The organism is Belliella alkalica, from assembly GCF_022549785.1.
GTDB lineage: Bacteria > Bacteroidota > Bacteroidia > Cytophagales > Cyclobacteriaceae > Belliella > Belliella alkalica.
Genome location: NZ_JAKZGO010000063.1, coordinates 1 through 1,466 on the forward strand (window position 1 = coordinate 1; position 1,466 = coordinate 1,466).

Sequence of the window (1,466 nt, forward strand, 5' to 3'; positions counted from 1 at the left end):
ATTATCTATTATCACTACATCGGTAGCATCAGTTAATCCAATATTGCTAACTGTGATCACATACTCGAACTCATCGCCTTCCCAAATGGTAACATCATTTGATGTCTTGGTAATTGATAGATCAACTTCAGAGGCCTCAAGAACAATAGTTATATATGCCGTATCGCAATTCGTAGGGTTCAAAACCTCACAAACCCTGTACTGTAGCAGATATCTTCCAGCTTGATTCAATCCAGGTATCAAAGAAAATGAACCATCTGGACCAATCAACAACCCGGTCAGACCTCCAAGATCAAAAATCTCAAAGTCTACCAATGAAGGATCGATTGTAACCCCGTTGAGAAGGTCATTGGCAAGTATGTTGCCCAAGTCTCCACCGAAGTCTGTAGAATGAATACCTAAATCATCGTCATTGGCTATGATCCTAGGAGCTGTCACAGTTACAGTTACTGTCGCTGTATCACAGTTGCCCGGATTCAACACCTCACAGATGCTGTATTCAACTTCGTAGTCTCCCGCTGGCGTGTTCGGTGCTACTGTTATCGTTCCGTCAGGGTTGATCACTACCGGAGAGTCAGGATCTACATTGATCGGTGTCAAGGTCACATCATCAGGGTTCACAGGATCTCCGTTCAAAGTATCGTTATCCAATACATTGCCCGGTACTGTGCCACCCGTCGTGCCGTTGATCGGACCGAGGTCATCATCATTGGCTTCAATCTCTGGCGTGGTAACTGTTACCGTTACTGTTGCAGTATCACAGTTGCCCGGATTCAACACCTCACAGATGCTGTATTCAACTTCGTAGTCTCCCGCTGGCGTATTCGGTGCTACCGTAACCGTTCCATCTGGGTTGATCACTACCGGAGAGTCAGGATCTACATTGATCGGTGTCAAGGTCACATCATCAGGGTTCACAGGATCTCCGTTCAAGGTATCGTTATCCAATACATTGCCCGGTACTGTGCCACCTTCTGTGCCGTTGATCGGACCGAAGTCATCATCATTGGCTTCTATTTCTGGTGCTGTCACAGTTACTGTTACTGTCGCCGTATCACAGTTGTCTGGATTCAACACCTCACAGATACTGTATTCTACTTCGTAGTCTCCCGCTGGCGTGTTCGGTGATACCGTAACCGTTCCATCTGGGTTGATCACTACCGGAGAGTCAGGATCTACATTGATCGGTGTCAAGATCACATCATCAGGGTTAACTAGCTCACCATTCAAAGTATCGTTATCCAATACATTGCCCGGTACTGTGCCACCTTCTGTGCCGTTGATCGGACCGAAGTCATCATCATTGGCTTCTATTTCTGGTGCTGTCACAGTTACTGTTACTGTCGCCGTATCACAGTTGTCTGGATTCAACACCTCACAGATACTGTATTCTACTTCGTAGTCTCCCGCTGGCGTGTTCGGTGATACCGTAACCGTTCCATCTGGGTTGATCACTACCGGAGAGT

The 1,466-nt window shown here is 46.7% G+C and carries 1 pseudogene; it reads right to left on the minus strand.

Annotated features, from left to right (window positions below):
- Positions 1-1,466 (minus strand): annotated as a pseudogene (locus MM213_RS20625) (DUF11 domain-containing protein); the annotation flags it as partial.